The sequence below is a fragment of the Achromobacter sp. ESBL13 genome (assembly GCF_036668755.1).
Classification (GTDB): Bacteria; Pseudomonadota; Gammaproteobacteria; order Burkholderiales; family Burkholderiaceae_B; genus Achromobacter.
Genome location: NZ_JAZEVT010000007.1, coordinates 338,600 through 364,049, shown reverse-complemented (window position 1 = coordinate 364,049; position 25,450 = coordinate 338,600). Strand labels below are relative to the sequence as shown.

The window sequence follows — 25,450 nt, the reverse complement described above, 5'->3', positions numbered from 1 at the left end:
TATTATTAAAAGACAAAACGCAGCGATCAATATCTCCACGTCATATGCAGCGACCCCGCGTTTTCACGATTGCCGCCGCCGAATTGGCCGCTGTAGGTCAAACCAATCGTCGCGTTTTTGGTGACGGCGGTTTCGACGCCCAACTCGGCCAGCGCGGCATTGCGTGCGATGGGCGCGCCAGCCACGGTAAAGGCTTGTCCGCCATCAAAAGACATCACGGACTGGGGCTGCACGTCTCCAAAAGCATGCCGCCAGCCCAAGGTCGCTTGCAGGCGGCCTTCGGTTTGGCCCACCGTAAAGTTCGTCAGCGCGCGCAAGCCCAGCGTGCTGCTGGTTTGCGTGGTGCTGTCGCTTTGGCCACGCAGCGCGGCTGAGCCACCCGATTCCGAGAAGCCACGGGTGCGCGTGTCGCTCCATGCCAGGCCGGCAAAGGGCTCGACGCTGACGTGTTCCGACACGGGCAAGGCGTAGCCCAGTTCCGCGAACAATTGCGTTGTGCTGGCGCCATAATCGGCCGTCAGCTTTTGCGTAGCGCCCGCCACGCTGGCGTGACGTTCGGTGGATATGTCGTGCCAGGTGTACGACGTGCCCAGCATCAGATTCAACTTGCCCGGCCCCACCTCAAACACTTTGCCGCCGAACACGGCTGCGCTGTACCCGGCGACATCGGCTTTGGACGAGCGGTCGTCAACGCGTATGTCGGCGTCGGTAAAGCCCAGCGCGCCGCCCAGGCGCCAGCCGTCGCCCAGGGCATGGTCCACGCCGGCGAACACGCCGCCTGTCTTCTGGCGAACTTGCCCGGTATCGCTGTTGCCTTTCAAGGTTTGCCAGTTGCCGATCACTTCCGCCCAGGCGGGCTGCGCGTTCGACGAAGGCAGGGCGGACGCCAAGGGCGTGCCGCCGGCCTGGGCGGTGGGGGCGCCCGGCCGCATTCCCGCGCCCATATTGGCGCGCAGATAGGCCAGCGGCACGGTGCGCACCGTGTTGTTAAAGCCGGTCAAGCTGGACGTGACGCTGGCGTGCGTCTCGCCGGACAGGCTGTTGAACGCGGCGCTGGTCGCGCCTTCCGGCAGCGTCAGGATGTAGTCGTGCAGTGGGTTGCCGGCGGGCAGGCTGTCCAGCGCGTTGGCCACGGCGCGTTGATTGCCGCTTTGCGCCGCGTCGGCAAAGGCGATGGGGCGGGTCGGCGTTTCCGGGGTGCCCGGGTCCACGGGCACCTGCTTGCGGCCAAGCTGCATCACGACATTCTGGGCGTCATAACGCAACGCCGGGTCCAGAAAAGCGTAGTTGGACGACAAGGTGTCGAACCGCCCGTTGATCGTGCCGGCGCTAAGAATCGTGTATTCGCGCTGCGTCTGGAAACCGCCGTCCGGCCCGATATGGACGGCCGACCCCGCCAGATTCGCCGTCCCGCTGACCACCACGCGGCTGCTTGCCGCCGACTGCGAATCCGCCATCACCTGGTAGACCGATCCTGGAGAGAAAGTCAGGTCGCCCGCCACGGTCAGCACGCCGCCAAGCTTGCCGGGCGACAGGATGGCGCCGCTTTGCAGCGTGGTCGTGCCAACCTGGCCAACCCCGCGCAATGACGCGCCACCGGCCACGTTCAACGTGCCGCCCAGGATGCCGTTCACCGTCAGCGCGCCGCCTTGCACATGGGTCTGCCCGCTGAAGGCGCCCGAATCGCCCGTCAAGACGGTCGTGCCCGCCAGCACGTCGATCGTGCCCATTCCCGGCGAAAAGGAACTGATCGAAGGGGCAAAGACATGATCCGTGCCGGTGTGGTTGAAGACCAGCTTGCCGGTCCCATTGCCAAAGCGCACGCCAAGCGCCGCTTGCACCACGCCGGGCGCCGTGGCGGCATCGCCGGCGGCGGCGCCGATGTTCAAGGTGCCGGTCGAGCCGGCCACATCGCCGATCCGGACGCGATTAGCCGTTTCCAAAATAGCGCCGTTGGACAAGGTGACGGTGCCATTGCCCTGATAGCCCACCAGGAATGCGCTGGTCGTCCTGACCTTGGTTTGCGGGCCGTCGGCGGCGATGGTGCCTTCGCTTGCCGCGCTGTATCCCGCCACGATCTGAAACGTGTCCACCAGGGCGCCGTCCGTTGCCGTCAGTTCGCCTTTCGACCCTGCGTCCATGCCAACGACGGCCATATCGTTCACCGACGAGAACCGGCTGCCAACGCCGGACACCGTCAGTTTGCCGACACCGCCGGCATATGAGCCCAAATAGGTTCGGGCTGCCGATGTGGCCGACGCGCCGCCGGTGATGGTGACGGTGCCCGTGCCGCGCCCGCCGATCGTCATGCCGCCGCTGGTCTGTAGTGAGGCTTCGGCGCCCGTGATCTCGACAGTACCCACCGAGCCAGCGCTATTGCCCACCAGCAAGGAGGAACCCTGCGCCGTGCCGTGATCCGAAATCCGCAACACGCCGGCGCCCTTGTCGCTGACGGTAATCTGCCCAGCCTGCAACGCGCTGCCCACGCCCGAAATACTCAGCGTGCCGTTGGACGAAACGTGCGCGCCCAGCGTCACAGTGTTGGCCGTGACGGCTTTGCCGCCCGCTGTAATGTTCAACGTGCCCGCGCCGTATAAACCGAGGGTCAAAAAGGTGGCGTTCCATTGCGAGCCGGTACCGCTGATCGTGGCCGCGCCAGATTCAAGCTCGGACGTGCCGGCCGTAAAACCATTATTCGAATTGCCGACGATGGCGCTGCCGCTGTTTAACGTCCCGCCATTTATCAACGTCAACGATGGGCCGCCGATTGCGCCAAGAAACAATACGCCAGCCTGCCCAGCGCTGTTGTTGATAACCGGCGCGCTGGGTGCCACGCTATTGATGAATAAATAACCGGCGGGGCCAGGTAGCGTCGCGGTGGACCAGTTTTGCGCGTCTTGCCAATCGCTGTTGTGCGTGCCCGTCCACGTGATGTTCTGGGCCAGCGCAGGCGTCGCGGCCAGCAGGCTTAACGACCACGCGCCGCTAAGGCCAAGTGATTGCAGGGCAAGACAAATCGCCCTTTTTTTCATTTCGTAGGAAGGCATTTTCGCTTTTCGGTAATGACATGGGCGACGGCAAAATGGCGCAAGCTTAATAATCAATGCGTAGTACCAGTGCTTAGTAGCAGTGCTTGGAACTTGACGCTGGATGGCCATTTCACAGACAAAGGGAAATCGGGCAGGACGGCACGTCGAATAATGTCGACAAAAAACAAAACGCTGGGGGCGTTCAGATTTTGAATAATTGGCCCAACGGTGTTTTTTCAACGTGCGCAGGCGATCTTACGGACAGCTGACAGCTTCAATACCCTAAGGAAGGCCGATATAAGCGTCCATATATCCCAATGCCATGCGTCCCCGGAATAATCCCGTGCAGATATCCGCTGCGTTGCGCAGCCGAATAATCCCGCGCCACCCAGAATGAGAATTGGGCGGTCTTGATATTCCCGTTTTGCGTCAGGAAGGCGTGCGCGCCGATGCGCCAGACAGCATATGCAGGCTTACGCCGCAACTGCGCGCGCGTTCTGAAAGCGATTCGCTTTGCGTCAACGCGCGCCGGCTTTCTTCCAGCAGCACGTCCAGCTGTTCTTCCAACGTAGCCGCCATGACCCAGGCGCGTTCGGAAAAGCGTTCGGAGAATTGGTCGACGCAGCCCTTACAGATGGCTGCGCCGTTTTTTTCCAGCAACGGCGCGCCCTGGGCCAGCGTGGAATGGCAGAAAATGCAGGCAAGGGCGCGGTTCATTGGGCGGGCGGCTCGTTGTGGTGGGGGCAGGGCGCCACATGGATAACAGCGCCCACGCCTTTAACAACGGCCACCAGCCGGGAAGTCTTAAACCGGAAAACGGCTTAGGGAAAAAATACTCATACAAATGGAGGGTATGGCAGGGCGGTATCCGCCATTTGCATGAGGCGGCGGTAACCGCCTTAGTGCGCGTGCGCGTGCGCGTGCGCGTGCCCGTGGCGTAACGCGACCGGTTGCGGCGTGACGTCGATAATGGTTTCGGCCGGCACCTTGAAGAACGCGGCGGTGGCAGCCAGCCGCTTAGCCTGGTCTTCCAGCGACGACGCGGCAGCGGCGGCTTGCTCGACCAAGGCGGCGTTTTGCTGCGTCACGTCGTCCATCTGTGTGACCGCGCGGTTGATCTGGTCGATGCCCTGCGATTGTTCGGTCGACGCTTCGGTGATTTCCGCCATGATCTGCGTAACGCGCTGCACGGACGACACGATTTCCTGCATCGTCTCGCCCGCCTGGCGCACCTGTTCGGCGCCGCTGTCCACGTTGGTGGTGGACTGTTCGATCAAGTCCTTGACCTCGCGCGCGGCCTGCGCGCTGCGTTGAGCCAGCGACCGCACCTCGCCCGCCACCACCGCAAAACCCTTGCCTTGCTCACCGGCCCGGGCCGCTTCCACGGCGGCGTTCAGCGCCAGGATATTGGTCTGGAACGCGATGCCGTCGATGACCGAAACGATTTCGGCAATGCGGCGCGAGCTATCCGAAATGCGCGACATGGTTTCCACCACCTGGTGCACCGCTTCGCCGCCGCGCATCGCCACCCCGCGGCTTTCCGCCGCCAGCGCGTTGGCCTGGTGGGCGTGTTCGGTGTTCTGCTTGACCGCCGTGGCCAGCTCTTCCATGCTGGCGGCCGTTTCTTCCAGCGACGCGGCCTGCTCTTCCGTGCGTGAAGACAAATTGGTGTTGCCCGACGCGATCTCGGCCGCGCCCGTGTTGATTTCGTTCACGCTGCGGCGCACTTCGGCCACGGTGCGCGTCAGGCTTTCCTGCATGCGTTTCAAGGCCAAGAACAACACGCCGATTTCGTTGTCGGCCCCGGTGTTGACGCGCTGCGTCAGGTCGCCCGAGGCGATGCGGTCGAAATGCACCGCGGCCTCTTTCAACGGGGACAACACCTGGCGGCTGATGAAGCGCCAGCAACCGATGGCAAGAAGCAACGCCAGGCTCAACATGACGATGGCGGCGGTTTCGGCCTGCACATAGCGTCGGTCCGACGCGTCGTTGATCTCCATGGCGCGCCGCTCGGTGTGGGTCAGGATGGCGCCAAGCCGCTCTTCGAAGCGGGCGTCCGCGACGCGGGCCTCGGCCACCGCCGCGACGTAGCCTTCGGCGGATTGCTTCTGCAACGCATCGCCCAGGGCATCGATGCTACGGACATAGGCGTCGAATACGCCATCCATGTCCGCCGTCATTTTGCGGGCGGCTTCCGTCAGCTTGGGTACCGTCTGGAACACGGCGTAGCGCTTGCGCGCGCTAGCCAGGAACTTGCTTGCCTGCTCGACGCTGGCCTGCGCCTGGGCGGTGCGCCCGGCCTGCACGTCCAGATAGGCGGCCACCAGCGTGATGCGGGTGCGCAACAGCAGGACTTGGGTCTCGTAGAGCGGGCGGGTCTGCTCGGTGGACACCAGATTCAGGTTGTCGACCGCTTCATCCGCCACTTTGGCGAACGACCAGCCCATGCCGGTGGCGGCGGCCAGCGCCAGGACGAACAGCGTAAGGACGGACAGCAGCCCGGTCCGAATTTTCAGGTTCTTAAGCATGCGCGAGACTCCAGCGAAGGCGGTCGGTGCGAGGCCCGCCGCCAAGATCAAGTGATAAACCCGCGACGACTGTAAAGTTAGATTACAAATTTAACAATTGATCATTTCTCAGCGCCCCGTTGTCGTTTCGGCAACGCAGCAGGCGGTGGCGCGCGCGCGCCTAGAACAACCCTTCGGTGTCGCTGCGCAGATAGCGCAAAAACCGCTGGGCCGCGTCGGGCAGCGGGCGCGATACGTGGGTCTGGATCTGGATCTGGCCGCCATTCAACAGGGCGTCTTCGACTGGCCGGCAAACCAATGTGCCGGCCGTCAGCTGGGCGGCGGCGGTCAAGCGGGCGCACAAGGTCACCGCGTTGCCCGTCTGCACATAGTGGTAGACCGCATCGGGATGGTTGGAGGTGAAGGCGGGCGACAGGGTCGTGTTGTACAGGCTTGAGGCCATGTCCAGCAGCCGACGCAACGCGCTGCCGCCCTCGGGCAGCGCCAGCGGATAGCCCGACAACTGCGTCAAATGCAACGAGCCATGGGCGGCCAGGGGATGGCCGGGCCGCATCACCGCCACGATCTCAGCCGGCCGTGCACAGATGACGGCAATGTCCTGTTCGGCCGCGTGGCTGTACGTGACGCCGATGTCGGCCTGGGCCGAGCGCACCCTTTCGGTCACCAGGCCGGCGTCCAGCACGGTCAGGTTAAAGCGCACCGATGGGTGCTCTGCCTGGAATGCGGCGAATTTGGGCGGCAGCTCGCGCGCCGCAATGCCGTGGGCGCCGGCGATCTTCACGGTTTGCGTGTAACGCCCGTTCTGGCCGCCGATCTCGGCGTATGTGCGTGCGGCATCGGCTTCCACGCGCCGTGCGTGGTCCGCCAGAATGCGGCCTACCTCGGTCACGCGCATGCCTTTCGGATGGCGTTCAAACAGCTGGTTTTGCAGGCGCTGTTCCAGCCCCGCGATCTGCCGGCTGACCGCCGAGCTCACAACGTTCAGCCGCGCGGCGGCGCCATTGACGGACCCGGTGTCGACGACGGTAAGAAAATAACGAAGCGCGGTGCTATCGAAGTGGAATCGCTTCATTGACGTGGATGCCGTAAATCTCAATGTCGAGTCCAAGCGGTTGGCAGCCGCAAAAATGGCGCGCGGGGCGGATGGCATCGGAAACGGCCGTCGCACGCAAGTCCCGGCGGGCAGGGACCAGCGGAAGTGCCAAACACGGAATTTATGCCAGCAACACCTTTTGCCACAATCGCAAAATAATCAATATTGCATTCGAATTTCGGCAACCGCCGCGTTTTTGCGTAGCGCCACAAATGCAAAACGCGCCCGAAGGCGCGCAGGTACTACGGCATCACACGCAAATTCAATCCACGACGAATCCACCGGGGCCGCTGTGGCCAAGCAGTTCTCGCGCGCATTGCAGGGCTTCGGCGCTGGTGGCCACCGCCAGGAACGGCATGCCGAACGCACGCGCCATTTTCTCGCCGCGCTTGCGGATGCGGTCCAGCGCGTCCGGTTCCCGTTCAACCGCAATAAAGGCGCGGCAACGTGCCTTCAGGCGTTGCATGTTGCGCGTCTGCCAATCGATCATGGCCTTGCGGTCGTCGTGGCCCGCTTCCATACGCATGTCGGGCATGACCATGACGAAGCTCTGCGGGTTGTCCACCAGCATTTCCATCTCGCGTATCCAGCTGGCCGAATAGCCGTCGGGGGCGCCGCCGTGCTTGGCGGTCACGATGGGAAAGCGCGATAGATCATGAAAGAAAAAATGGTCGCGGTTCATTCGAATTCTCCGTGGGCGATCGGCGCGGCGGCTTTGCAGCCGCAACTGCCGTAGAGCACCAGGCTGTAGGAGTCCAGCAGGAAACCGCTGCGCTTGGCGATCTTGCGCACCAGTTGCGCCATGGCGGGATCGCTGGATTCCAGGATCTGTCCGCAGTGCTTGCAGACCAGATGGTCGTGGTGCCCTTTGTCGTTAAGCTCGAACACGGTGTTGTGCGCGTCGAGCTGAGTGCGTTTGAGCAGGCCGGCGTCTTCAAGTTGCGTGATCACGCGATACACCGTGGCCAGGCCGATGCTGCTGCGGTCCGAGATCAGATTGCGGTAGACGTCTGCCGCGCTCATGTGTTGCCCGGCGTGCTGATAAAACAGATCAAGAATCTTCAGACGCGGGAAGGTGGCTTTGATGCCGGCGTCGCGCAGCCGGGTAGTGTCCATCGTTTTCTCCTTCGGGGGGCTGATGCCCGACTGATGAGAATGATGTACATTTTCAACTTCGCCCGCTAACGGGAACCCGTCAACCTGTAGCTCAAAGTTGCCAACCATGCTTCACATGGCCATCGCCAACGCGCGCCCCGACACGCCGCTGACGTCGTTCAGCGTGCAAGGGCGGCGCGAGTCCAAGGGCATCGCCGTGCCTTTGCACGTGCATGACGAAGGCATGCTGACGCTGGTGCACGAAGGCCTGGTGGTGGTTCAGGCCGGCTCGCAGGTCTGGACGGTGATGCCGGGCAGCCTGGGCTGGATTCCCCCGGGCACGCCGCACGGGGCGCGCTGGTTCGGCGATGCGCGCGGCACGTTCCTTTACGTGCGGCCCGACATCTGCCACCGGTTGCCGGCGCACTGCCGGTCATGGCCGTCATCCAAACTTATCGAAGCGCTGGTTGACCGGTTCAGCGCCAGCCAGCCGGGCGAGATGTCCGACGCCTATCAGACTCAGTTGTTTGACGTGCTGTTGCACGAACTGGACTCGCGCGCGCATACGCCGCAACTGTTGCCGATGCCCGTTGACCCGCGTCTGCAGGACCTGGCCAACACGCTGCTGGATACGCCTGACGACATGGCGGGCATCGACGAATGGGCGCAGCGGCTGAACATGTCGTCGCGCACCTTGATGCGCAGGTTCCGACAAGAAACTGGCGTCACGCTGGGGCAGTGGCGGCAGCAGGCGCGCCTGCTGCGCGCACTGGAAATGCTGTGCCGGGGCGGCTCGGTAACGCAGGCGGCCTTGTCGGTGGGCTACGAAAGCACCAGCGCCTTCATCGGCAGTTTTCGGGCGGCTTTCGGCATGACGCCCACGCGTTATCTGGCGGGGCTGCAACCGCATTGACCGTGCGGCGGATGCGTTGCTACGCCGCGGCGGGTTGATCCGGATGCATCGGGCCTTGCGGGTCGTTTTCCGCGTCGGGGCGGGGCGCAACGGGTGCCAGCCCCAGGCCTGCGCGCAGACGTTGGCAGTCCGGGTTGGGCGACCCATCGGGCATCCAGATATCGAATTCCCGGCAGGGCGTGGGGCGGTCTTCGTAGATGGCGCAGTGGATGCCGGGCTTGCCCAGTTCGCCGCGCAGCGAAATGCAGCGGCCGCCTCCCATTTCGGTGCCCTTCATGCAGGCGCGCAGCGGGCTCATCTGCGTGACCAATTCCACCGGCACGTGGCCGCCGTTTTCGCCCGCCAGCTCGCCGCAATAGAACGACACCCGAAAGTGCGAGCAACAGGCGCCGCAATCCAGGCAAGGGTTGGCATCGGCCTTGTCACCGGCCAGGATGGCGGGCGACACGAACGTCAGAACAGCGGTCTCTAGCAGCGACATGAGAGAGGGGGGGGAAGTTTGGCAAGCCTGCCCAACCCCGGGATGGACGCAAAACGGGCTTGCTGTTGGTGCAAGCCCGTTTGGGATCCGGGGCGCGCGCGGACAGGGCCGGCACGGGATCAGAGCGCAAATAGTAGCTGGATTCAGACCGCGGCTGCTACGACTTTTTTCGGGGACGTTGCTGCGTTAGCATCGGTACCTGACCGCAGCCTGGAGCTTTGCCTTGAACGCCAAAAACGACTTCCCCGACGGCCTGGCCCGTTGCGGCTGGGTGGATACATCCGCCGAATACATGGCCTATCACGACACCGAATGGGGCCGCCCGCAAGGGGATGATCGCGCGCTGTTCGAACAGCTTTGCCTTGAAGGTTTTCAGTCCGGCCTCAGCTGGCGCACCATCCTGAACAAGCGCGCGGCGTTTCGTCGCGCCTTCGCCGACTTCGACCCCGCTCGCGTCGCGAAGTTTGGCGAGACAGACATCCTGGTGCTGTTGGCCGATGCCGGCATCGTGCGCCATCGGGGCAAGATCGAAGCCGTGATCAACAACGCGGCGCGCGCCTTGGAGATGATCGACCGGGAAGGGTCACTGGCCGCGTTCTTCTGGCGCTTTGAAGCGCCCGACGGGTCACCCTCGACGCTGGGCGCGTCGACATCGGAGCAATCCATCGCGCTGTCCAAGGCGTTAAAAAAACTGGGCTGGAAGTTCGTGGGGCCCACCACCGTCTACGCCTTCATGCAATCGGTGGGCATGGTCAACGACCACACCCCCGACTGCCATTGCCATGCGCCCAGCGACAAGGCGCGCAAGGGGTTCCTGCGGCCACGCTGATCCGCGCCGGGGCGCGGGGATCAGCGCTTGCCGGCGTCCACCGGCGTGGCCGCCATTTCGGGCGTCAGCCCGGGCAGGCTGTAGCGGCCTTCGCGATACGCCCAGCTGGGCCATAGCGCATGGGCCAGTGCTTCGGTGGCCAGCTCGGGGTTCAGAGCAACGGGCGCGTAGTCTTCAGGCGCGGTGTAGCGGTACTGCACCGGCGTCTTGTTGGGCGCCAGCACCAGCAGGTCGTTTTCCTTCAGATACCCGTACGTGTTGTCGTACTGCATGATGGCGCGGCCCGGCGTGCTGCGCGTGAGGTCGTGGCCGATCATCGGGTGTTCGGTATCCACGCCGATCAACGACAGCAGGGTGGGCGGCAGGTCGATCTGGCTGATCAGGCGGTCGTCGCGGCGTGCCTCGACGCCGGCGCCCAGGATCACCGCCGGAATATGGAAGTGGCGCACGGGCACCAGGCTGGCACCGAATACGCGTGAATCGTGGTCGGCCGCCACCAGGAACACGGTGTTCTCCCAGTACGGCGACGCCTTGGCGCGTTCAAAGAAGCGGCCCAGCGCCCAATCCGCATAGCGCACCGTGTTTTCCACGGTGGCGGGGTTGCCTTCTGTCTGGATCCGGCCGGCGGGGTATTCCCAAGGGGTGTGGTTCGATACGCTGAACGCCAGCGTGAAGGTGGGCTTGTCGCCGTCTTCACGCAGCAGGCGGTCAAGCTGATTGAACATGTCTTCGTCCGACGCGCCCCAGGTGCCGACGAACGCGGGGTCGACGAAGTCGGCGCGGTCAACGATCTGCTTGAAGCCGTTGCCCAGGAAAAAGCCCTTCATATTGTCAAAGTGCGATTCGCCGCCGTAGATGAAGCGCGAATGGTAGCCATGGCGGCCCAGCAGGTCAGCCAGCGAGAAAAAACCGCGCTGCGAGCGGGGCAGCTTCAAGACGGCCTGGGCCGGGGTGGGCAAAAAGCCCGTCACCACGGCTTCCAGCCCGCGCACCGAGCGCGTGCCGGTGGCATAGGCCCGCGTAAACGCCCAGGCCTCGCGCGCCAGCGCATCCAGTTCCGGCGTCAGGTTGGCGCCGCCCAGGCCCGCGCTGTACTGCGCGCCCAGGCTCTCTTCAAGAATGATCACCAAATTCAGCGGCCGCGCCGTCTTGCGCGTGGCGGGTTGGCGATGCAGGCTGGGGTAGTCGGGATTGGCGGGCGGGTTGGGCAGGCCGGCTTGCGCCAGCACCAGGTCGTGCATCTGGTCATCGTCCATGCCGCCGTACACCGCCGATGCGGACTTTTCGTTCTTCATGCTGTAGACGGCGTAGAACACGTTGTAGAGCGAATTGAGCGCCAGCGTGTTCAGCAGGCCGTCCGAGCAGTAGGCCACCGACGACGGGTTGATCGGGCGATGGCCCAGCGTGCCGCGTATGGCCAGGATCACCACCGCCAGGATCACCACGCTGGCAATCGGCATCTGCCACCAGGTCAGCGCCGCGTCGGCCCGGGCGTGTCCGAACAGGGAGAACGCGCCCCAGCCGATCAGCGCCAGGGCGGCAAAGGCGCCCAGCAGCACCAGCTTGTAGCCGCGCCACAGCATGCCCGAGACTTCGCGCGGGTGCTTCAGGTATTCCACGAACAGGCGGTTGGGCCGGGAATCGTATTCCAGGATGAAGGGCGGCGAGGCCACTTCCAGAAAGGCCAGCAGCATGAAGGCCACCAGGTACCAATACCCGGCAAGCGAAGCGGCAATCGGAAAGTGGCCAAAGAAAGGCGACAGCACCGCCGGCAGCGCGGCCAGCACGGCGATCTGATGCGCGTCGATGCGCAAACCGCCCAGCAACAAGGGGACCAGGCCACCGGCATTGCGCACGCGCTGCCATTGCCAGGCGGCCAGCGTCAAGCGGCTTAACGTCAGCAGCGCAAATGCCGCCACTACGAAAATCAGGGTTGAATGCCGCATTGGGCCTCCAGGTTGTTCTGCATCCGGCCCGGTGGGCCGAAACAAATCTTGCGGGCATTGGATCAGCGGCCGCGTGGAAAATTCAGCGAATCCGCGCGCCCGGCCACGCCGGTCATGGATTCGGCTATTTCGGTTTGTAACGGGCCTTATTGTGCTTCAGCTTTGCCGGGCACGCCGCATGCTGCGTCAGGCAAGGCGACAACCGCCATGTCGTCCGGCATGTAGCGCCGCCGCTTGGAAAGATCCGCACACATTATGGGGCCGGCAAGCTTAACCCTTCCCCCAGGCCGCGATACCCTTGTTGGTAAATAGGGTCGGCAGTGACGGGCCGGCCATAACGCCAAGGATGAATGCCATGACGCGAACAAGAAAAATAGCGATCGGGATTGTAGGGGCACTGGCCCTGATCGTGCTGGTATTGGTGGTGGTGATCGCCACCTTTGACTGGAACCGCGCCAAGCCCATGATCAACGAACGCGCCAGCGCCGCCATCGGCCGGCCGTTTGCCATCAATGGCGATCTAAGCGTCAAGTGGCAGCGTGAACAGGACGAGGGCGGTTGGCGGGCCTGGGTGCCGTGGCCGCACGTGGTGGCCAACGATATTTCGATCGGCAACGCGCCCTGGGCAAAGGCCCCATATTTCGCCACCCTCAAGCGCGGCGAATTCAGCCTGGCGCCTTTGCCGTTGCTGCGCCAGCGCGTCGTCATCCGCAGAATCCAGCTGACCGAGCCGGCCGCCGATTTGCAACGGCTGGCCGATGGCCGCGCGAACTGGGTGTTCACGCTGCCCGAATCCGGCGAGCCGTCGCCGTGGGTGTTGGACATCAACGAGATCGGTTTTGACAAGGGCCGCGTCGGCTTCGTCGACGAAACGCTTAAGGCCGACCTGACGGTGCTGGTCGATCCGCTGGGCAAGCCCGTGCCGTTCGCCGATGTGGCGGGCGCCGCCGTCGTGCCGCGGGACGGCCAGGCTCCGGCGCCGCGCGACTACGTCTTTGGCTTGAAGGTCGACGGCAAATACAAAGGTCTGAACACCAAGGGCGAAGGCAAGGTTGGCGGCATGCTTGCGCTGCAAGACCCCAAGCAACCCTTCCCGGTCCAGGCGGATGTGGCCGTGGGCGGCACCAAGGCGTCGATCACCGGCACCGTGACCGACCCCGCCAACCTGGGCGCGCTGGACTTGCGCCTGAAGCTGGCCGGTGCATCGATGGCGCAGTTGTACCCCCTGACCGGCGTGACCTTGCCGGACACGCCGCCGTATTCCACGGACGGGCACTTGGTGGCCAAGCTGCAAAACCCCGGCGGCGCCGTCTTTGACTACAACGATTTCAACGGCAAGGTCGGCAATAGCGACCTGCATGGCGACATCACCTTTGCCCTGGGCGCGCCTCGGCCCAAGCTGACGGGCAAGTTGTCGTCCAAGCAATTGCGCATGGTCGACCTGGGTCCGCTAATCGGGGTGCCGGCAGACGGCACCGCCGCCGCTCCCGCCGACAAGACCAAGGACGCGCCGGCCAAGCCCAAAGGCGGCAAGGTGCTGCCCACGCAGGCGTTTCGCACTGACCGCTGGCGCGACATGGATGCCGATGTCTCGCTGGACGCCGGTCGCATCATCCACGACAGCAAGCTGCCCTTGTCGGACCTGTCGGTGCATGTGGTCTTGCAGGACGGCAAGCTGACGCTGGACCCCTTCAAGTTCGGTATCGCGGGCGGCAACATCAACGGCACCATCAATTTGGACGGCGCCCACGAGACCATGGCCGGCCGCGTGGACCTGCATGCGCGTCGCCTGCGACTCAAGCAGTTGTTCCCCGCCACCGAAGCCATGCAGAAGACGCTGGGCGAACTGAACGGAGATCTTGCCGTCAGCGGCACCGGCAACTCCGTGGCGGCGCTGCTGGGCACGTCCACCGGCGACATCAAAATGCTGGTCAACGATGGCGTCATCAGCCGCAGCCTGATGGAGATCGCCGGCCTGAACGTGGGCAACTACGTGGTGTCCAAGCTGTTTGGCGATGACGAGGTCAAGATCAATTGCGGCGCCGCCGACCTTGCCATGAAGAATGGCGTGATGACGCCGCGCGTCTTTGTGTTCGACACTGAAAACGCCCTGATCACCATCACCGGCACCGCCGATTTCAAGAACGAAAAAATGGATATGGACGTCACGCCCGACAGCAAGGGCTTCCGCATCTTTTCGCTGCGTTCGCCCTTGTACGTGCGCGGTACGTTCGGCGACCCCGATGTCGGCGTGCACGTCGGTCCGCTGGCCGCGCGCGGCGCGGGCATGGTGGCGTTGGGCGTGTTGCTGACCCCGGCCGCCGGGTTGCTGGCCTTGATCGCGCCCAGCACCAACGACGAAAACGCGTGTGGGCCGTTGCTGGAACAGATGCGCAAGCCGCCGACCGCGCCGGCGCAGAAGGGAAAGTAGGCCGGTAAGGATGGCGGCCCTCGGCTAGCGCGCCGCCGCGCCGCCTCGCCGCCTCGCCGCCTCGCCGCCGCCGCGCCGCCGCCGTACCCCCGCCGCGCCGCCACCGTGCCGCCACCTGCGTCATCGCTACTTCGGCGACACGCGCCGGGCACCTTCCGGTTCGGCGTCATCCGCCACGCACACGGCGTTGCGGCCGTTGTTCTTCGCGTGGTAAAGCGCCTGGTCCGCGCGCCGGTACACGGCTTCCAGCGTGGCGCCATGCTCGGGGTAGCGCGCCACGCCCACCGATACGGTAAGCGGCGACCCGATGGAATCCGGCGGCTGCCGCGAGGCGATCTGCTGTCGCAGCCGTTCGGCGGCGGCCGCCGCTGACTGTAGCGAGGCGCCCGGCATCAGCACCACGAATTCTTCGCCACCCGCACGCGCCAAGGTGTCACCCACCCGCGAGCCTTCGCCCATGACGGCCGCCAACGCCTGCAAGGCCCGGTCGCCCGCCGTGTGGCCGTAGCGGTCATTGATGGTCTTGAAGTGGTCGATGTCGATGGCCAGCAGCGCCACGGGCGATTCGCCCGCTTGCAAGAGCGCCATGGCCTCGTCCAGGCCGCGCCGGTTCAGCAGGCCCGTCAACGTGTCGGTGGTGCTTTCACGGCGCAAATCGCGAATCTTGTGATGGATCGACGCCAAGCCGATGATGAGCGCGCGCTTGAGCTGCGCCGCCTCGAAATACCAGGACCGCACGTCGCGGATGCGGTCAGCGGAATCCGGGTCTTCCATGCGCTTGGCGATGCCCGCCAGTTCGCCCAGCGGCCGGGCAATCCAGCCTGACAACACCCAGATCGTGATGATCGACAACAGCAGCAAGGGCAGGGTATTGCGGGCGGTGGCCATGAGCAGGTCGCTCAGGGGCTGCAAGGTGCCCGCCACCGGACGCTGCGCGATGACGCTCCAGCCGGTGCTGGGCACGGGGGCGTAACCCGCAAGCATGTCGCGGCCTTGCTGATCGGTAAACCGCATTTCGCCCGTTTCACCCCGCCGCGCCGCCGCCAATGCGTCGATGTCCGGCGCCTTGTGGCCCAGCAGGCTGCGATCCGGGTGATAGATCAGCGTGCCGTTGCGATCCATCACGTACACGAACGAATCATCGCGATAGAAATGCTTGTCCAGCAGGCGATCCAGCGCGTTGTCTTCGTGCAGATACAGCGTGCCGGCGATGTACCCCAGGTAACGGTAATCACGCGAGAAAATCGGATGCGAATACAGAATCAGCCAGCGGTTGTTGCTGGCCTGATAGGGTTCGCTGATATTCGGCTGCTGCGTGCGGATGGCATTGCGCGACGGCTCGCTGGTCAGTTGCTGGCCCAGCAGTTGCGGATACGCCGACGATGCCGCAATGACCTTGCCGGTCGGCGAGACCACCACGGTGGAATTGAACTGCCCCATCTGCGCTTGCTGGCGCCGCGTTTCTTCGACCATCAAGCCGGGGCGCGCTTCCATGTCGGTCAGCACGTCGGCGCTATACGCCAGGTAACGCCGCACGTCCGCCAGAAAAAGGTCGGTGGTGACGGCAAGCTTGGACGCGTAGACGCGGTTGACCTCAAGTGCGTTGTGCAGCAGCAGGTCGCGCTGAACCAGGTAGCTGGCGTGCAATCCGCCGGCCAGCACCAAAACGACCGACAGCAGGCAGATCCAAAGGATAAGGCGCCGAAGGTCGATGCGGAACATGGTCGTGTCCGTCAGGAACGGGCGTTGCCCGGAGGCACGCCTGAAGGCGGCCGGCTGCCCGTCAGGGCGTCCCAGGCGCACATCGCTTGCCGCGCCACCGATTGCAAAGTCTTGCGGCTGGCGCCGTCGCGCGCCTGGATCGACATGCCGTGCAACACGGTCGTGTAGAACGCGGCCAAGCCTTTCACGTCGGTGCCGGCAGGCAGCTCGCCGTCGGCAACGCCGGCGGCAAGGCGGGCCTGAATCCGGGCCTGCATGTCACGCCGGCTATCGCACAGGAATTCGCCGACGCTGGCGTGGTTGACGCTGCCGGACGGCGCGCCCAATACGATCATGCAGCCGGGCGGCGTGCCTGGCGCCGTGAAGCGTTCGGCGGCCACCATCAGCATGGCCTGAACGCCTTCACGGGCTGTTGCGCCGTCTTGCAATGCGCGCCGCGATCCCCCGCCGGCGGTCTCACGGTATAGCTCGACGGCTTCACGAAACAGGTCTTCCTTGGAGCCGAACGCGCCATAAAGGCTGGGCGAGTTGATGCCCATCGCTTCCGTGAGTTCGGACAGCGATGCTGCTTCATATCCCTTCGACCAGAAAACCTCCATTGCCTTTTGCAAGGCCTGGGCCCGGTCAAAGCTCCGGGGGCGCCCACGTTCTGCCATGGCGGGATTTTACCCGCGACGCCTATTCTGTGTTGATCGATAAAAAATTTGTTGACGGCAGAAATATTTCGGGGCGATGATATTTGTATTGATCACTACAAATAAGGATGAACCATGGGCAACTTGAACGGAAAGGTCGCATTCGTGACAGGCGGCAGTCGCGGCATCGGCGCGGCCATCGTGCGCCGGCTGGCCGCCGAGGGCGCGCACGTCGCCTTCACCTACGTCAGCCCTTCTTCGGCTGATGCAGCCAAGGCACTGGCAACGGAACTGACCACCGGCGCGCGCCACGTGCGCGCCATCCAGGCCGATGCGGAAGATGCGCTGGCCGTCAGGCAGGCCGTGGAAGAAGCGATCAAGCTGCTTGGACCGGTGGACGTGCTGGTCAACAACGCGGGTATTTTCGTTACCGGCGTCATCGGCGACACCAGCCTTGAGGAATACGAACGCACGATGAACATCAACGTGCGCGCTCCGTTCGTGGCCATCCGCACCGCGCAGGCATCCATGCCGGACGGCGGCCGCATCGTCAACATCGGCAGCTGCCTGGCCCAACGCGCCGGCCGCCCCGGCGTGGCGCTGTACGCGGCCAGCAAGACCGCGCTGATCGGGCTCAGCCAAGGCTTGGCGCGCGACCTGGGCGCACGCGGCATCACCGTCAACGTCGTGCACCCCGGCCCGATCGACACCGACATGAACCCGGCGAGCGGTGACCACGCAGCCGACCTCGTCGCCGTGCTGTCGCTGCCCCACTATGGCGAACCGCGCGACATCGCGGGCATGGTCGCCTTCCTGGCCGGCCCGGAAGGGCGATACATCACGGGCGCCAGCCTGTCGGTAGACGGCGGCTACGCAGCCTGACGCAGCGGGTGTGAAAGTTTTTTTGCAGCCGACTTGCACAAACAAAAAAACCTACATATAATCTTGCTTCTTCGCACTACACACATAGCGAAACGCAGTCAGCAGCAAGGCCATCAACAGATAGCCGCGCGGTTGAAAACGAATCGAAATGCGTGCATTGCAGGGCTGTTAGCTCAGTTGGTAGAGCAGCGGACTCTTAATCCGTAGGTCGAGTGTTCGAGCCACTCACAGCCCACCAAAATTTTTGGTCGTACCCAGGAAACTTGGTGCACCAGGCAAAAAAGCCCACCGCATGCGGTGGGCTTTTTGCTTTCCGGCTTGGGCGCCGAGTGCTTCTTTACCCAAACTCCAACTGATAAAAACTCTGGCTCGCGATCAGCGTCGCGCCGCAGGACGTGCGCATGCCTTCCAGCGCGGTCATGCGGTCGGAGCTGACGTTGTGCACGCCTTCGACGATGGTGTGCGTGTCGCCACATTTGGGGCAGGTGACGCGGTCGCCGACGCGGGCCATGGGTTGGCCGAAGATGATGACGGTTTCATCGCCGGTCACGACGACGCCGCCGTGCGACGTCTTGTCGCCTTTGCGGATGACGGGGCGTTGGGACATGGCGCGAGATATCTGTTTACAGATACGTGCCGTCCGGCGCGCGCCGGGCAGGGCCGACCACGAACGTGCCGTCGGGCGCCATGCGCACGGGGCCGCCGCCGCCTTTGTAGCTGCCGTCCGGCGCGCGTTGCGGGGTGCCTGCCACGTACGTGCCGTCAGGGGCGCGGGTGATGGGGCCTTCGCCGCCGACATAGGTGCCGTCGGGCGCTCGGCGCGGGGTGCCGGCAATGAAGTGCCCGTCGGGCAACATGCGGATGGATTTCGTCGTCATGGACGCTCCTTGGGTAGGAGCCGAAATCATAACGATGCATCGTGATGCGCCTTGTAATAGGACGTGTCATCTTTGAACGTTATGCGTAAGCGAATGTGGGATCATTTCCGCCATTCCCGCCGCTGGCAGCGTTGTCTTCGCCTTTGGTTCTGACGCCGCCAGCCCCGCTACCGCTTCCCCAAACTATGACCGACATCAACGCCTTGTTGCTTCCGATACCCGGCGATGCGCCCTGCGGCGTGGACCTGGTGTTCTCGCCTGAATTCGACGCCATACGCGAAGCGCGTCGGCACGATGATCCGCAGCTGGACCAAGGCGACTGGATCATCGATCTGAAAGAGGCCGACTGGCCGGAAGTGGCGCGCATCTGTTCCGAGGCGCTGCGCAACCGTAGCAAGGACATACGCATTGCGTCGTGGCTGGCGGAAGCGTGGGCCAAGACGCGCGGCTTTGCGGGCTTGCGCGACGGCTATCTGTTGATCGACGGCCTGTGTCAGAACTATTGGGATGGCCTGCACCCCGTGCCCGAGGATGGCGACGTGCAGCAACGCGTGGGCAACCTGGCGTGGCTGCTGTCGCGGTCGCAGCAACTGATTGGCGAGATTCCGCTGACGCAGGCGGACGGCGCGCGTTATGGCGCGGTGCTCTGGGAGGCCGCCAGCCAGTTGGCCAACGCCGTCAAACGCACGCCGGACAACGCCAACGAGCTGACCCGGGGCAAGCTGACGCTAGACCGCTTTGATGCGGCGCGGCGCGATACGCCGCCGTCGTTCTATTCCGAACTGGACGGCCAGCTGGAAGGTTGCGCGCAGGCGTTGGCGCAGCTGGAACGCACGCTGGACGAACGCCTGGGTGACGAAAGCCCGGCGTTTTCAAGGGTGCGCGAGGCGCTGCGCAACGTGACCGAACTGGTCCACCGCTTTGCCCGCGACGCCGGTTTGCTGGTGCGCGCCGATATGGCGCCGACCTTGCCACAGCCGCCCGTGGCGCCCGCCGTTCCCACCCGTGTGGAGCCGACCTTGCCCGCCGACGATTCCTTCCCTGCCGCCGGTGCGCCCGTCGGCCTGCCCTCAACGCCCGCCGTGCGCGGACCGATCCAGACGCGCGAGCAGGCGTTGGCGCAGCTGCGCGAAGTGGCTGATTTCTTCCGTCGCACCGAACCGCACAGCCCGGTCGCCTACCTGGCCGACAAGGCCGCCAGCTGGGGCGAGATGTCGCTGCACCTGTGGCTGCGCACGGTGGTCAAGAACGACGAGACCCTGTCGGGGCTCGAAGAGCTGCTGGGCATCAAGAAGGCCGGCGAGAACGGCTGATGTGTGGCGGCCGAGGTCTGCCCGCCGATGTCAGGCAACAGACTTCAGGCAACAGACTTCAGGCAACAGACCTCGGGCCAACCGCCAGCCTTATCGCGCCGCGCGGAATTCGATGCGGCGATTCTTGGCCCGCCCCTCGGCCGTGGCGTTGGTCGCGACCGGTTGATCCGGGCCCGCGCCCATCGCCTCGAAGCGCGACACCGGCAAGCCCCTGTCCACCAGATAATCCCGCACTGCATCCGCGCGTGCCTGGCTCAGCGCCAGGTTGGTGCTGCGGCTGCCTGAACTGTCGGTGTGGCCGATGATCTGGATCTTGTCGGCACGCAGCTTGGGCACCGCATCCGCCACGCGGTCCAGCAACTCGCGGCCGCGTGCCGTCAGCCGCGTGCTGCCCGTTTCGAATTCCACGACGCGGTTGCTCAGCAGGTTGTCCAGCACATCCTGTTCGTCCTTGCCGGCCGATACGCGCAGGCCATTGACGATCTTGTAGGTGGGGTTCAGCGACGTGGCGAAGGTGCTGGCGATCTGTTGCCGCGACGCTTCGTTGTCCACCTCGCCGCGCAAGCGGATCTGCGTGCCGTCGATCTCCAGCTGACCCCGGTTGATCTGCTTGAGCGGGGTGTCCAGCAGCTTGCTGACGTGTTGCGACCAGTTCGCCGGCGCGACCACGCCGCCCACGTCGATGCGATCAATCACGTTGCCCACGCCATAGACCTTCTGCAAACGCGCCAGCACGTCGGCCTTGGTGGCCTCGTCGGGCACCGCGCCGCTGGCCACCACCTGGCCGGGTTGGGGGATGACGTTGGCCGGCACCACCGTTGCGGCATCCTGGGCATGGGCCGCGCACGACAGCGTGGCGGCCAGGGCAAGAATAAGCGTGCGCATGCGCTAGGCTCCGATGAAAACTTCGCGGAACGTTTCCAGCGCCTGGCGCAAGGAAAGCCGCGGTTGATCCAGATAGCTCGACAGCTTGGCCAGCCCGTGGCTGGCGCTGACATGGTCGCGCACCCACGGCGCGCCCTCCAGCACGATGTAGTGCTGCGACAAGGTCTGCGGCGTGGACAACAGGCTGGCCAGCGTCTGCGGCGATGCGCCCCGAAAGCCCACCACCAGCCGATGCTTGCCCGCCACCCTGCCGATGAACATGGCGATTTCAAAGTCGGCGCGTGTCAGAAAGGGCGCGATCAGCGTCATCCAATACGTGGCCACCAGGTTGATGTAGAGCGGGTCGTCCGGCAGCGGCAACGCCAGCCCCGTGTCCAGCTGCGACGAGCCGCTGGACATCACGGGTGCAAGCAGGATGCCCAGCGCCAGCACGATGTCGTGCATGCTGGCCGCGTGGCCGTTGTTGCGCAGCATGGCCTCTACGCGCTCGATCGTTTGCAGGTCGATGAACGCATCGAAGCCGTCGTCGGCCGCCGTGCGGATCTCGCCTTCCAGGTCGTTCAGCGTTTGCAGCGCGGGGGCGGGGTCGCCGTCCTGCATCAACTGTGCGGCGGCCGCGCCCATGCGGTTCCACATGCGGCTGAACGCCAGCGGGCTGCGCGCAATGAAATCCAGCGGACGCGCAACCTCAACCGACGTCGCGCTGATGAACGGAAAGCGCCGCCCGGACTGGTCGCGGCTGGGTTGCAGGTGGCCGGCAATGGCCAGCTTGCCGCGCGAACCCAACACTGCGAAGGGCACGGGCTGCGCCTCGTCGTACAGCGTCTTCCAGTGCGGGTCTTGCGCCAGGATCTCCATGGTGTTCGCCACCCACGCATCCAGCGTCGCCATCAGCTGGGGGTGCGAGGTGTTCTTCACGAAATCACCGCGAGACGGGATTTTGCCGAAGTAGGCCGTACGGAACATGGGGGACTGCGGATGGCTCATTGCTGCGCTCCGGCAGGCGTCGGGGCGACGGGGGGTTGAGAGGACGCGCCCACCACCGTGGCGGGAAGGCGCAGGTTGCGCAGCCCTTGGCTGCCAGGTTCGGTGCCGCCCGCGCTGGCGGCTTGCGCGTTGCTGATGATGCGCAGCTTGACCGGCACGGTGATGTTCGACTTGGTCCAGCTCATGTCGAAGCTGCCGTCGGGATTGGCCTTGCGTTGCGATCCGGAGATCAGGCGTTCCAGGCCGAAGCGGCCCGGCTCGTTGATGACCTCGACCACGGTGCCGTCGAACGCGGTGGCCGTGATGCGCGCGCCGGGCGCGCCCTGCGCATTGGGCCACACGAAGTTGACCCACTGCGGCGGCGTGTTGCGATAGCGCAGCTGCTGGCCGTCGATCTCGATGGTGTATTCCGTGACGCCGCCCGCCGGCTTGGGCTGGATCTGGAACAGCGTCTGCGGCTGCGACGCGGCGCCCGAGCCTGCCGCCCCGCCCGCCAGCGGGGCCACCCACTGTGCAAAGTTGGCGGTGAACGAGGGCTGCAAATCGATGCCCATGTCGCCCCAGGTACGCGCCGTGAGAATGTCGCCGCGTCGCACGGTCAGCGGCCCCAGCGTGTCATTCACGTACTTGGCGATGCTGCCTTGCGGGCCGAACACCTGGCCGATTTCTTCACCGCTGGCCTCGATGCCGGCCTTGGTCGAGAACGGATACTTGTCGGCCAGGCCCTGGCTGAAGGGCTGATAGACCTGCGCGTTCCACACCTTGTTCAGCTCGGTCTGGGCCGGTTGCATGGCCACGGCATAGCCCTGGATCAGCGGGCGCACCAGCAGCGGGCGCAGCGTCTCGCGTTGCGCGGGCGTCAGGCCGGCCAGCATCTGCTCGTCAACCAGCTTCAGCGCATCGGCAAGCTCCGAGTCCTTGCCTTCCAGGGTCTGGCGCATCAGCAGCAAGGCGCCGGGGCCCGGGTCGCCCTGGTTGTTGATCAGGTTAAAGCGCGTGCGGATCTTCGACAGCGCCGTCATGTAGTTGCCCATCAACGACTGGTTGTCGCGCGTGACCACCAACCGGGCCACGTCCGAGAACTCGCGTCCCACCGGCCCCATCGGAATCTGTTCGCCGTTGGCCGCCGTCTGCGCCTGCGCGGGTTTGGGCTGGCCCTGGCGCAGGATCACGCGCTTGAACCACGCCACCACACCCGTCTGCGCTTGCGAAATGCCGGTGTTGATCAACGACGGGTTGTCCCACGACGTTTGCTCGTAGGTGGTGTTGATCAGTTTGACCAGCGGCGAATTCTGCGGATCGCCCAGGCGGTTCATGCCGTGCACCGCTTGCTCAAAACTGTTGAACGGCTTGATCGTGACCCCGCGCAGCATCTTCTGCCATTCCTGCGCGTACTCGGTCTTGTACATCGTGGCCAGGCTTTTCTGGATTTGTTCCGGGCTGCCTTCCAGCGTGAGATCGTCGCGCGCGTTCACGCCCAGCACCCAGTCGCTGGTCTGCACTTCGCGCCGCGCGGCCTCGCCGATGGCGGGCTCGATGTATTGCTCCCACGCTTCGCGGGTGAAGGTGCCGGGCACGGCGTAGCTGCCCGCCACCACGGCGGCGTCGGCTTCGCCCATGATGCGCGCCACGGTCATTGCCGGGAAGCGCGTGGCGGCACGCGCTTTCAGCGTGGAATAGGCGCGTTCGCGCGCCGGCATGCCCTGCATCACGCTGCGCAGATTGCCGCGCGTGCGTTCCACCAACGCCAGATTGGTCTCGATCTGCGGCCAATCGGCATCGGCGGCGCGCGCCACGTAAAACGAAATCAGCCGCTCCGCGCTGCGGATCAACTGGTCGCGCGGCATGGCGCCGCGATTGGTTTCCAGCCAGCCGCGCCAAAAGCGCGTGATCTGATCCGACAGGTGGGTGGGGTCCACGTGCTCGCGGTTGGCCATCATCAGGTACGTCTTGAGCGCGTTGTACGCGTCGTCCACGTTGGTGGGCGAGGCGTCCTGGAACAAGGTGTCGCCGGCATTGGCGCGCGCCGGCTGTCCCTGTGCCTGAGCAGACGCCTGGGCGGATACCGGCGTAGCCGTCGCGCCGGATGCCGCGGCCTTCGACGTATCCACGCGACCCAGATACTCTTCCAGGCTGGCCTTTACCGGCACCAGCATGAACTGGCGCAGGCCGTTGTAATACTCGGCCAGCAGGCGTTCACGCAACACGTCGCCCTGGTACAGCCCCAGGCCCAACGACAGGGGGCGGCTGGACGAATAGCGGTCCAGCTGTTCGATGCGGTCTTGCAGGATCTCCATCGCTTCCAGACGGCTTTGCAGATCGGTGCGTTCGCTTTGCAGGCGCACCACCTTGTCCAGATCCGCCTGCACGTTGGTGGCCAGCTGGCGGTTGCCCAGGTACGACCAGCTCCAGCCGCCCAGCACCAGGCCCAGCGCCAGCACCAGCCCGAAGAAGGTCAGGTAACGCATGCGCATCTTGTTGGGGCTGGCGTGTTGGCGCACCAGCTTCTTGTCGGCAAAGATCACGTTGGAAAACAGATCGCGCAGGAACAGGCCGTTGTGCGATGCCGTGTTGCGCGCCGCGCCACGCGTGGACGGACGCAGGCTGAAGCGTTCGGCCAGCTTTTCCGTGGACGTGCTGCGCGAGGCGCCTTCCTGCAAGGCGCTGGTGAAGTAAAAGCCGCGAAACACCGGCTTGTACTGGAACGGATTGGTCTCGAACAAGGTCGACAGGAACGTGCGCAGCGCGGGTTTGATCGCCGCGAATTCCGGCGGGAATGTCAGCAGGCCCGGGGGCAGGGCGCCGCTGCGCCGCAGCGAAATCTGCGCCGTGCCCATCTCCTTCAGGCCTTCATACAGCTCGTCGAAGCGTTCGTCGAATTGGGTCAGCACGTCGCGGCTTTCGTCCGCGCCATACGGCAGCGTGGCGCCCCACACGCGATCCCGCTCTCGCGGGTCAGCGTCCGCGAAAAATTCCGAGAAGCCGGCAATCAGATCCGCCTTCGTGAAAATCACATACACCGGCGCAAACACTTCCAGCCGGTCGGTCAGTTCCTGCACGCGCTGGCGCAGGTTCTTGGCCAGGTTGATGGCAAATTCCGGGCCTGAATCGGTCAGCTCGCTGATGCTGGCCGCCACGATGATGCCGTTGATGGGCGCCTTCGGGCGATGGCGCTTGAGCAGGTCCAGAAAGCTCATCCATTCGTTGCGGTCTTCTTCGTGCACCGAATAGCGGCCCGCCGTGTCCAGCAGGATGCCTTCGGTGGTGAAGAACCAGTCGCAGTTGCGCGTGCCGCCCACGCCGCGCACGGCCGCGCCGTTCTTGTCCGCAAACGGGAATTGCAGGCCCGAATTGATCACCGCGCTGCTCTTGCCCGCCGCCGGGTTGCCGATGACGATGTACCAGGGCAGTTCGTACAGCGCTTCGTTGCCCGACGTCTGGCCGATCTTGGACGTCTTGATCGTGCGCACTGCCTGCGTCAGCCGTTGGCGCAAGGCATCGATGTCGTTGCGGTTGGCGGCGGGGCTGGACACGGCCCCTGTCTGCACCTGTTGCTCGAGCATGTCGCCCAGCTGCTGGTTGGCGCGACGCGTACGGCGCCGCCGCCACAGCTGCACGCACAGCCACAGCAACAGCAATACGCCCAGCGCGGTGCCCGCCCATATCAGCCCGATCTGCATGGTGTCCGCGAACAGAAACAGGAAGACGATCAGCGCGATCAACCCGATCACCATGAAGGTGCGCGGGTTGGCGAATACGCGCGCGCCCCAGTAGCGTAGGTCGCTAAGGGAACTGGAAAGAGA

20 protein-coding genes and 1 tRNA gene are annotated in these 25,450 nt (G+C 64.7%); 6 read left to right on the top strand and 15 right to left on the bottom strand.

Features of this window, described 5'->3' with window-relative positions; genetic code table 11:
- Positions 1–26: 26 nt before the first annotated feature.
- The 6 genes from V6F88_RS25065 to V6F88_RS25040 form a co-directional block, all read right to left on the bottom strand.
- Positions 27–3,047: an autotransporter family protein gene (locus V6F88_RS25065; protein ID WP_332612967.1), complete on the bottom strand. Its 3,021-nt coding sequence runs from the start codon at positions 3,045–3,047 to the stop codon at positions 27–29.
- 411 nt (positions 3,048–3,458) lie between these two features.
- A complete protein-coding gene (locus tag V6F88_RS25060) occupies positions 3,459–3,746 on the bottom strand; it encodes an MSHA biogenesis protein MshH (protein WP_332612966.1) in 288 nt (95 codons plus the stop codon).
- 182 nt (positions 3,747–3,928) lie between these two features.
- A complete protein-coding gene (locus V6F88_RS25055; RefSeq protein ID WP_332612965.1) occupies positions 3,929–5,557 on the bottom strand; it encodes a methyl-accepting chemotaxis protein in 1,629 nt (542 codons plus the stop codon).
- Between the two features lie 160 nt (positions 5,558–5,717).
- A complete protein-coding gene (locus V6F88_RS25050; protein ID WP_332612963.1) occupies positions 5,718–6,629 on the bottom strand; it encodes a LysR family transcriptional regulator in 912 nt (303 codons plus the stop codon).
- A 283-nt stretch (positions 6,630–6,912) separates the two neighbouring features.
- Positions 6,913–7,332, bottom strand: a complete 420-nt coding sequence (locus tag V6F88_RS25045; protein WP_332612962.1) for a hypothetical protein — start codon at positions 7,330–7,332, stop codon at positions 6,913–6,915.
- On the bottom strand, positions 7,329–7,766 hold the full coding sequence (locus tag V6F88_RS25040) for a Fur family transcriptional regulator (protein ID WP_332612961.1): 438 nt from the start codon (positions 7,764–7,766) through the stop codon (positions 7,329–7,331). Before V6F88_RS25040 ends, V6F88_RS25045 begins: the two co-directional genes overlap by 4 nt.
- A 106-nt stretch (positions 7,767–7,872) precedes the next feature.
- Between V6F88_RS25040 and V6F88_RS25035 the strand changes: the two genes are divergently transcribed.
- Positions 7,873–8,658 (top strand): helix-turn-helix domain-containing protein, encoded by a 786-nt coding sequence (locus V6F88_RS25035; RefSeq protein WP_332612960.1) that lies wholly within the window; start codon positions 7,873–7,875, stop codon positions 8,656–8,658.
- Positions 8,659–8,677: 19 nt separating this feature from the next.
- Here the strand turns inward: V6F88_RS25035 and V6F88_RS25030 are convergent, their stop codons facing one another.
- A complete protein-coding gene (locus tag V6F88_RS25030; protein ID WP_046804230.1) occupies positions 8,678–9,139 on the bottom strand; it encodes a YkgJ family cysteine cluster protein in 462 nt (153 codons plus the stop codon).
- A gap of 223 nt (positions 9,140–9,362) precedes the next feature.
- On the opposite strand from V6F88_RS25030, the gene V6F88_RS25025 reads away from it, so the two are divergent.
- On the top strand, positions 9,363–9,968 hold the full coding sequence (locus V6F88_RS25025) for a DNA-3-methyladenine glycosylase I (RefSeq protein ID WP_332612959.1): 606 nt from the start codon (positions 9,363–9,365) through the stop codon (positions 9,966–9,968).
- 20 nt (positions 9,969–9,988) lie between these two features.
- On the opposite strand, the gene V6F88_RS25020 is transcribed toward V6F88_RS25025, so the two are convergent.
- Positions 9,989–11,914: an LTA synthase family protein gene (locus tag V6F88_RS25020; protein ID WP_332612958.1), complete on the bottom strand. Its 1,926-nt coding sequence runs from the start codon at positions 11,912–11,914 to the stop codon at positions 9,989–9,991.
- Between the two features lie 355 nt (positions 11,915–12,269).
- Here V6F88_RS25020 and V6F88_RS25015 point away from each other — a divergent pair, with 355 nt between their 5' ends.
- The gene (locus V6F88_RS25015) at positions 12,270–14,345 is read left to right on the top strand and encodes an AsmA family protein (RefSeq protein ID WP_332612957.1); all 2,076 of its coding nucleotides are present in this window, start codon (positions 12,270–12,272) and stop codon (positions 14,343–14,345) included.
- A 126-nt stretch (positions 14,346–14,471) separates the two neighbouring features.
- On the opposite strand, the gene V6F88_RS25010 is transcribed toward V6F88_RS25015, so the two are convergent.
- Positions 14,472–16,067 (bottom strand): sensor domain-containing diguanylate cyclase, encoded by a 1,596-nt coding sequence (locus V6F88_RS25010; protein WP_332612956.1) that lies wholly within the window; start codon positions 16,065–16,067, stop codon positions 14,472–14,474.
- 11 nt (positions 16,068–16,078) lie between these two features.
- Positions 16,079–16,723: a TetR/AcrR family transcriptional regulator gene (locus V6F88_RS25005; RefSeq protein WP_332612954.1), complete on the bottom strand. Its 645-nt coding sequence runs from the start codon at positions 16,721–16,723 to the stop codon at positions 16,079–16,081.
- A gap of 114 nt (positions 16,724–16,837) precedes the next feature.
- Here V6F88_RS25005 and V6F88_RS25000 point away from each other — a divergent pair, with 114 nt between their 5' ends.
- Complete coding sequence (locus V6F88_RS25000) at positions 16,838–17,584, top strand: SDR family NAD(P)-dependent oxidoreductase (protein ID WP_332612953.1); 747 nt, start codon at positions 16,838–16,840, stop codon at positions 17,582–17,584.
- Positions 17,585–17,746: 162 nt separating this feature from the next.
- A tRNA-Lys gene (locus V6F88_RS24995) sits at positions 17,747–17,822 on the top strand.
- 99 nt (positions 17,823–17,921) lie between these two features.
- On the opposite strand, the gene V6F88_RS24990 is transcribed toward V6F88_RS24995, so the two are convergent.
- Positions 17,922–18,191 carry a PAAR domain-containing protein gene (locus tag V6F88_RS24990; protein WP_046804224.1) on the bottom strand — a complete coding sequence of 90 codons (270 nt, stop codon included), beginning with the start codon at positions 18,189–18,191 and terminating at the stop codon, positions 17,922–17,924.
- Positions 18,192–18,207: 16 nt separating this feature from the next.
- Positions 18,208–18,462, bottom strand: coding sequence for a hypothetical protein (locus V6F88_RS24985; protein WP_104143413.1), 255 nt, complete (start codon positions 18,460–18,462; stop codon positions 18,208–18,210).
- A 185-nt stretch (positions 18,463–18,647) separates the two neighbouring features.
- On the opposite strand from V6F88_RS24985, the gene tssA reads away from it, so the two are divergent.
- Positions 18,648–19,775: a type VI secretion system protein TssA gene (tssA, locus tag V6F88_RS24980; RefSeq protein ID WP_332612951.1), complete on the top strand. Its 1,128-nt coding sequence runs from the start codon at positions 18,648–18,650 to the stop codon at positions 19,773–19,775.
- Between the two features lie 90 nt (positions 19,776–19,865).
- Here tssA and V6F88_RS24975 read toward each other — a convergent pair whose 3' ends face one another.
- The 3 genes from V6F88_RS24975 to tssM are packed head-to-tail and all read right to left on the bottom strand — an operon-like array spanning position 19,866 to position 25,381.
- Positions 19,866–20,660, bottom strand: coding sequence for an OmpA family protein (locus tag V6F88_RS24975; RefSeq protein ID WP_332612949.1), 795 nt, complete (start codon positions 20,658–20,660; stop codon positions 19,866–19,868).
- A 3-nt stretch (positions 20,661–20,663) separates the two neighbouring features.
- Positions 20,664–21,647, bottom strand: a complete 984-nt coding sequence (tagF, locus tag V6F88_RS24970) for a type VI secretion system-associated protein TagF (RefSeq protein ID WP_332612947.1) — start codon at positions 21,645–21,647, stop codon at positions 20,664–20,666.
- On the bottom strand, positions 21,644–25,381 hold the full coding sequence (gene tssM / locus V6F88_RS24965; RefSeq protein ID WP_332613046.1) for a type VI secretion system membrane subunit TssM: 3,738 nt from the start codon (positions 25,379–25,381) through the stop codon (positions 21,644–21,646). Before tssM ends, tagF begins: the two co-directional genes overlap by 4 nt.
- Positions 25,382–25,450: the final 69 nt, after the last annotated feature.

Bases quoted from the DNA above. Each gene is read 5' to 3' on its own strand.
- V6F88_RS25005 (WP_332612954.1), bottom strand. From the start codon at position 16,723: ATGGCAGAACGTGGGCGCCCCCGGAGCTTTGACCGGGCCCAGGCCTTG.
- V6F88_RS24985 (WP_104143413.1), bottom strand. From the start codon at position 18,462: ATGACGACGAAATCCATCCGCATGTTGCCCGACGGGCACTTCATTGCC.
- V6F88_RS25045 (WP_332612962.1), bottom strand. From the start codon at position 7,332: ATGAACCGCGACCATTTTTTCTTTCATGATCTATCGCGCTTTCCCATC.
- V6F88_RS24990 (WP_046804224.1), bottom strand. From the start codon at position 18,191: ATGTCCCAACGCCCCGTCATCCGCAAAGGCGACAAGACGTCGCACGGC.
- V6F88_RS25040 (WP_332612961.1), bottom strand. From the start codon at position 7,766: ATGGACACTACCCGGCTGCGCGACGCCGGCATCAAAGCCACCTTCCCG.
- V6F88_RS25030 (WP_046804230.1), bottom strand. From the start codon at position 9,139: ATGTCGCTGCTAGAGACCGCTGTTCTGACGTTCGTGTCGCCCGCCATC.
- tagF (WP_332612947.1), bottom strand. From the start codon at position 21,647: ATGAGCCATCCGCAGTCCCCCATGTTCCGTACGGCCTACTTCGGCAAA.
- V6F88_RS25000 (WP_332612953.1), top strand. From the start codon at position 16,838: ATGGGCAACTTGAACGGAAAGGTCGCATTCGTGACAGGCGGCAGTCGC.
- V6F88_RS25035 (WP_332612960.1), top strand. From the start codon at position 7,873: ATGCTTCACATGGCCATCGCCAACGCGCGCCCCGACACGCCGCTGACG.
- V6F88_RS24975 (WP_332612949.1), bottom strand. From the start codon at position 20,660: ATGCGCACGCTTATTCTTGCCCTGGCCGCCACGCTGTCGTGCGCGGCC.
- V6F88_RS25015 (WP_332612957.1), top strand. From the start codon at position 12,270: ATGACGCGAACAAGAAAAATAGCGATCGGGATTGTAGGGGCACTGGCC.
- V6F88_RS25050 (WP_332612963.1), bottom strand. From the start codon at position 6,629: ATGAAGCGATTCCACTTCGATAGCACCGCGCTTCGTTATTTTCTTACC.
- V6F88_RS25020 (WP_332612958.1), bottom strand. From the start codon at position 11,914: ATGCGGCATTCAACCCTGATTTTCGTAGTGGCGGCATTTGCGCTGCTG.
- V6F88_RS25065 (WP_332612967.1), bottom strand. From the start codon at position 3,047: ATGCCTTCCTACGAAATGAAAAAAAGGGCGATTTGTCTTGCCCTGCAA.
- tssM (WP_332613046.1), bottom strand. From the start codon at position 25,381: ATGGTGATCGGGTTGATCGCGCTGATCGTCTTCCTGTTTCTGTTCGCG.
- V6F88_RS25055 (WP_332612965.1), bottom strand. From the start codon at position 5,557: ATGCTTAAGAACCTGAAAATTCGGACCGGGCTGCTGTCCGTCCTTACG.
- V6F88_RS25060 (WP_332612966.1), bottom strand. From the start codon at position 3,746: ATGAACCGCGCCCTTGCCTGCATTTTCTGCCATTCCACGCTGGCCCAG.
- V6F88_RS25010 (WP_332612956.1), bottom strand. From the start codon at position 16,067: ATGTTCCGCATCGACCTTCGGCGCCTTATCCTTTGGATCTGCCTGCTG.
- tssA (WP_332612951.1), top strand. From the start codon at position 18,648: ATGACCGACATCAACGCCTTGTTGCTTCCGATACCCGGCGATGCGCCC.